Below are 5,267 nucleotides of genomic sequence, written 5' to 3' on the forward strand. Positions count from 1 at the left end.
TTTTCGAAAATCGATTTGGGATTGATTCCACGGATAAATCACGTGGCGGGTACCACCTTTGAAATTCGCTTGTCAGCGGACACGATACAATAACTAATGACTAACAACTAATGACTAATGACTGATGACTCATTACCAGTCATCCTTTGGTTTGTTGCTGTAAGTTTCCCAATCTTCGTAGGGCGGCGACTGATACAAGGGTTCTGGTTCTATTTCTGCTGACATTTCTACTTCGGGTTCCGATTCTTGCTGATAGATGTTCAGAGGTTCGACAACGCGGGCGATCGCATCTTTGACAAATGCTTTTACAAACTCGTCTTTCCTATTTAACTGAAACTGCCTTTGCACGACTTCGGCGATGCCACCATCGCCCCAATCTTGGTCGTGGCGGAAATATTCAATAAAACTTTTACCGGCAATTCTGGTTAAATAAGCCGCGCTGACTGCTTGAATTGCTTTGCCAAGTACAAACCCGGCTACGCTTAACTGCAGCGCCCTTGATACTACTTGAATTACCCCTTCAACTATTCCCAAACTTGCTAGGGTTTTTGCTAGAGATAAGGCCAATTCTTTCGCGCGATCGATATTTAATTCGCAGCCGTAAATCTTGGCAATTTCTACTACCATTTGAGCGTTAACTGCTGCTGTCGCCAGTAAATCCACAACTGGCAAAGGCGTTACGGCAATTACTCCGGCTCCTATCCACTGAAATCGCTCTACTGCCTTATCAGCTTGGCGTCGCCTTTGAGCGTCAATTAACTTGCGCGCTTGGTCTCCCAAGTGCTGAGATTGCAGCAAAATATTGTCCGCAATTAAGTCTTCGCCTTCGGCTCGCAAAATCGCAGCGATGCGCCGAATTAATGGCATAATATCCGGGTCTGGCTGAAAAATTGTGCCGTCTTCTAGTACAACTTTTGGCGGATTGGCGCTAATGGCGACTACATCCATTGCTGATACAAAACCTTTAACTCGCTGCCGCAGTTGAGCGAGAATTTCATCTCTGTCGCTGTCGGGATAAAGGTCAACTTTATTAAAAACCACGATCGACCTTTTGCCAATTTCCGCCAAAGCCCGCAGCGGTTCGTACTCGGATTTGCGCAAATCGCCGTCCAAAACAAATAAGATCAAATCTGCCCTGGCCGCCAACTGCCTTGCCAATTCCTCTCTATAGGTTCCCGCTACTCCGGCTTCCAAAATGCCTGGGGTATCAGTAATTGCTAATTCTCGATCGATTCCTTTCAATTTCAGAGTGTAAGTTTCCCCAACGGAGGTAGTTCCCATCGGCGCGCCCACCTGTCCCGCCATCCGGCCCACCAGCGCATTGACAGCGGAAGTTTTGCCCGCAGAACCGGTGCCGAAAACAACTACTCGAACGCTGCCGCGGGCCATGCTAGCTTCAATTTCGCGGGCTCTCAACAGCAAAGCTTGCCGCGCTACTTCATCTTGAATGCGATCGACTTGCTGCCTGATTGCTTTGAGATTTTCCGAAGCAGCTTCACTTTTGACAACAGGAACCTTCGGATTAATCGCCCGTTTTCCCTTAACTTTCTGAGGACGTTGCAGCAGCCTAAAATAGTAAAACAGCGCAAAAATTAGCGTTGCCAAAAGTACAATTATCAGGAAAATCAGCAAATTAGCCAGCAGCGGCGAAGCAGACCACGCAACTTGACTGTAAAGCCCAGTTAAGGAACTCACCAGCCCAATAATCAGCCCCAGGGCGAGGCAGAAAGCAGCAATTAAGGTTAACAGGCGCGGCAAAGGCATGAGGAAAGCGGCAAATAAAAGGGTTATACTTTGATTTTTACATTACGCCGATAGTCATCAGTGATTGCAAATCTAAAATCTAAAATCTAAAATCTAAAATGGCGAAGCGCCCGATCGTACTGCGCGATCGGGCAAATCCCGATTCTGTCCGACTGCGGGCGCGATTTGCGGGCTTTTAGTGGTAGCGGGTGCAGACGGACAACTGCGATCGCCCCCGAGTCGGCAATTGTAGCTGGCACGACTACTCAAATACAGCCGTGAAGCGTAGCTATGCCGTAGGGAATCGCCCCCCCAAAGTGCAGGCTGGCTGATTTGCATCTACCTACTTATTTATTCGGCGATTTATTCGATCGCGAGTCGAGCAATATTTTTTCATTAATAATAAAATATCACATTAAGTACCCAGAAACCCGGTTTATTAACGTAAGTGCGTTTTGGAAGATCCGAAAGCGGTAACGAGAAACCTGGTTTTTTAGGCAGGGTAAAAGCGTCCTTATTCACAAAAATCATCAAATTAAGTATCTATGCGGTTCTCTCAAATGAGGCGCGAGTTAAGTTAAACTGAATTGTCAGTGCGTGAATTATTCACAGGTTCGCATTTATGCATATCAAACATCTGAACCAGCCTTCACAAGAACTCTCTACCTCTTGCGAGCCTAACATCCAACAGAGCCAGCCACCAAAGCCCAATTATTTCGCTCACATAGCCCGTTTATGCGGCAACCTCAGTATTCAAGACAAAATCTGCCGTGGGTACGCACTAGCTCTTGGTGTTGCGATTGGGGGAACGGCTGTCGGGATGTTGGCGGGCAATCATTACTATCAAATAACTAATAATCAAGTACACATCGATCGAGAAAGTCAGCTTTTAAATAAGTTGCAGGTAGCTTTACTGCGGACGCAAAACAGCCAAAAATGGATGATTTACTGGCTCGAACAGCCCCAAATATTTGACAGGAAATACCAACAGCTACAAAACAATATTTACAGTTTAAAGTTTGCCGTATCTGAAGTTAAAACTCTGAAAAACAGGCAGGAACAGATAGAAGGCTTACAAAGCTTTAAAAAAACTTACGCTCCGATACTTTCTAATTACATTTACCAGCTAGAAACCGTTAATAAAAAAATCAAGAATTTGCCCAAAACACCCGATCGAAAAAGTGTTAAACTCAAGTTGCTGTCGAATTTAGAGCGAGATAAAATTGCGTTGCAACTGGATAGGGCGGTCAATGATATAGCAGAAATTATCGATCGCGCCCAAGAGCAAGAAGATGCAGGGCGGGAGGCGCTGCAGCGAGCGCAGGCGCTGCGGGAGCAAATAATTTTTGGTAGCATGGCACTGTCGATCGTCGTTGCAGCACTGCTGGCGGGCTTCACCAGTCAGGCGATCGCCAAACCCCTGGCCGCTGTAACTAAAATTGCTCAGCGAGTGACTGAAGAATCTAATTTTCAGTTGCAAGCACCAGTTACCAGCACCGATGAAGTAGGAGTATTGGCAGCTTCGCTGAATCAACTGATTCAGAAAGTAAATCACTTGCTAAAAGAATTGAAATCTGAACAAGAAAGCCAGATACTTCAAAATGAGAAAATGGCAACTTTGGGGCGGATGTTAGCCGGTGTTGCTCACGAAGTTAACAACCCAATCAATTTTATCTATGCCAATATCGACCCAGCCCGAACTTACGTTGAAGATATTTTAGATTTGCTCAAAACTTACGAAACAGAAATCCCCAACCCGCAACCCGCCGCAGTGAGCGCCAAAGCCGAAGAAATAGACATCGATTTTCTCAAAGAAGATTTGATGAAAATATTTGACTCAATGCAAATGGGTGCTGAAAGAGCCAAAGCTATTATCTTAAGTTTGAAAGATTTTTCTCGCCTCGACGATGCGACCCCTAATTCCGTCGATTTGCACGCCTGCATAGACAGCAGTTTGCTGATGCTCAACAGCCGAGTCAAACAGGGCATTGAAGTGGTGCGCAATTACGGGAACATTCCGAATATTGAAGGCTATATGGGTTTGCTTTACCAGGTATTTGTGAACATTCTGAACAATGCACTAGATGCTGTGGAAGAGAGAGCAACAATGGAGAAAACCAGCTCGGAGGAGGCGAAACAACAATCGGCTTCGGAGTCAATCAAACAGCAATCACCTAATTTTTCGCCTAGGATTGTGATTACTACAGAATACTTGGACGAGGACTCAGTGATAGTGCGAATTTCCGATAACGGTATGGGAATACCTGCCGCCACTCAAGAAAAATTGTTTGAAACATTCTTTACGACTAAACCGAGAGGTGTAGGTACTGGTTTGGGATTGACCATCGGCCGCCAAATTATCGTGAAGAAACACGGGGGGACGATTAACTTTTGGTCTGAGGTAGGAACCGGGACGGAATTTGGGATAGCCCTGCCGATTAAGCAGGAGAATTTAAAGCCAAATCCGCTGTCAAAACCTCAAATTACTCGCGAATCTAATTCCCTCTACAACGGGAATGGGCAAACCAAGTCCGAGGTGAGAGGAATTGTAAAAAATAAAAAATCATGAGTTTTGAGATGGCTTACTGACAAGCGAATTTCAAAGGTGGTAAGCTGTCACGCATTTAAATTGCATATTCAGGGCGGGCGAGACACCCACCCCACAAGACGGCGAATTGTTTGTTGACATTCTATTTAAATGCCGCAACAGCTTACAAGCCCGCGGATTTATCCGTGGAATCAATCCCAAATCTCAAATCGAAAATCCTCAAGCCCCCGCATTGATCCGTGGGGTCAATCTAAAATCTAAAATCTCAAATCTAAAATCGATTGACTGGCTGTCGCTACGCCACTAGAGGAGTGATAATACCAACTCAAAACTATTTTCCGCAATCTTAAAAAACAGGAGTTGCTATAATTTCAAGTTGAGCAACAACTGTAGGGAGCAAAAATTATGGGACTATTTGACCAAATTTTGAGCGCGATCGACGATCCCAACCAAGAAGCAAGTCCCAATCAGTTGGGCAACATTCTCGGTGCGGTAGAGCAGTTGAGCGGCAGCCAGGGCGTCAATACAGGCACGACTCAGCTAGCAATGTCGGTTTTGGGCGGATACGTGCGATCGGCATTGCAAGACGTGCGATCGCAGTCCGGAGACGCACAAGCTCAACAAATTGTCAACCAATTTAGCGGCACAAATCCCAATCCGCAAGCGGTACAGAGTTTGTTCGGAGCCGGCCAACTGACACAGATAGTAGCCGATATCGCCCAAAGAACCGGTTTGAATAACGCCACAGTGCAGGCGATGATACCTGTTTTGGTGCCCCTGGTGCTGAATTTGCTAAAAACCGGCAGCAACGCCCAAAACCCCGCCCAGGGTAGCAATCCCGTTTTGAATACATTTTTAGATGCAGATGGAGACGGCGACGTAGATATTACTGACACAATTTCGATGGCAAGTCGCTTTTTGAATCAGCGCAGTTAATTTGGGCAATTTTTAACCGCAGATATCAGCGGATGGACAC

4 protein-coding genes are annotated in these 5,267 nt (G+C 45.9%); 2 read left to right on the forward strand and 2 right to left on the reverse strand.

Annotation, left to right across the window (positions count from 1 at the left end):
* Nucleotides 1–132 precede the first annotated feature (132 nt).
* Both QUB56_RS36170 and QUB56_RS36175 read right to left on the reverse strand, forming a co-directional pair.
* Entirely contained in the window at nt 133–1,764 is a 1,632-nt protein-coding gene (locus QUB56_RS36170; protein WP_332961180.1) for a GTP-binding protein, read from the reverse strand.
* Between the two features lie 86 nt (nt 1,765–1,850).
* Nucleotides 1,851–2,003, reverse strand: coding sequence for a hypothetical protein (locus tag QUB56_RS36175; RefSeq protein ID WP_332961181.1), 153 nt, complete (start codon nt 2,001–2,003; stop codon nt 1,851–1,853).
* 362 nt (nt 2,004–2,365) lie between these two features.
* Between QUB56_RS36175 and QUB56_RS36180 the strand changes: the two genes are divergently transcribed.
* Nucleotides 2,366–4,312, forward strand: a complete 1,947-nt coding sequence (locus QUB56_RS36180) for an ATP-binding protein (protein ID WP_332961182.1) — start codon at nt 2,366–2,368, stop codon at nt 4,310–4,312.
* Nucleotides 4,313–4,696: 384 nt separating this feature from the next.
* Entirely contained in the window at nt 4,697–5,227 is a 531-nt protein-coding gene (locus QUB56_RS36185) for a hypothetical protein (RefSeq protein ID WP_332961183.1), read from the forward strand.
* Nucleotides 5,228–5,267 lie beyond the last annotated feature (40 nt).

This window comes from Microcoleus sp. AR_TQ3_B6 (genome assembly GCF_036702785.1).
Lineage (GTDB): Bacteria > Cyanobacteriota > Cyanobacteriia > Cyanobacteriales > Microcoleaceae > Microcoleus.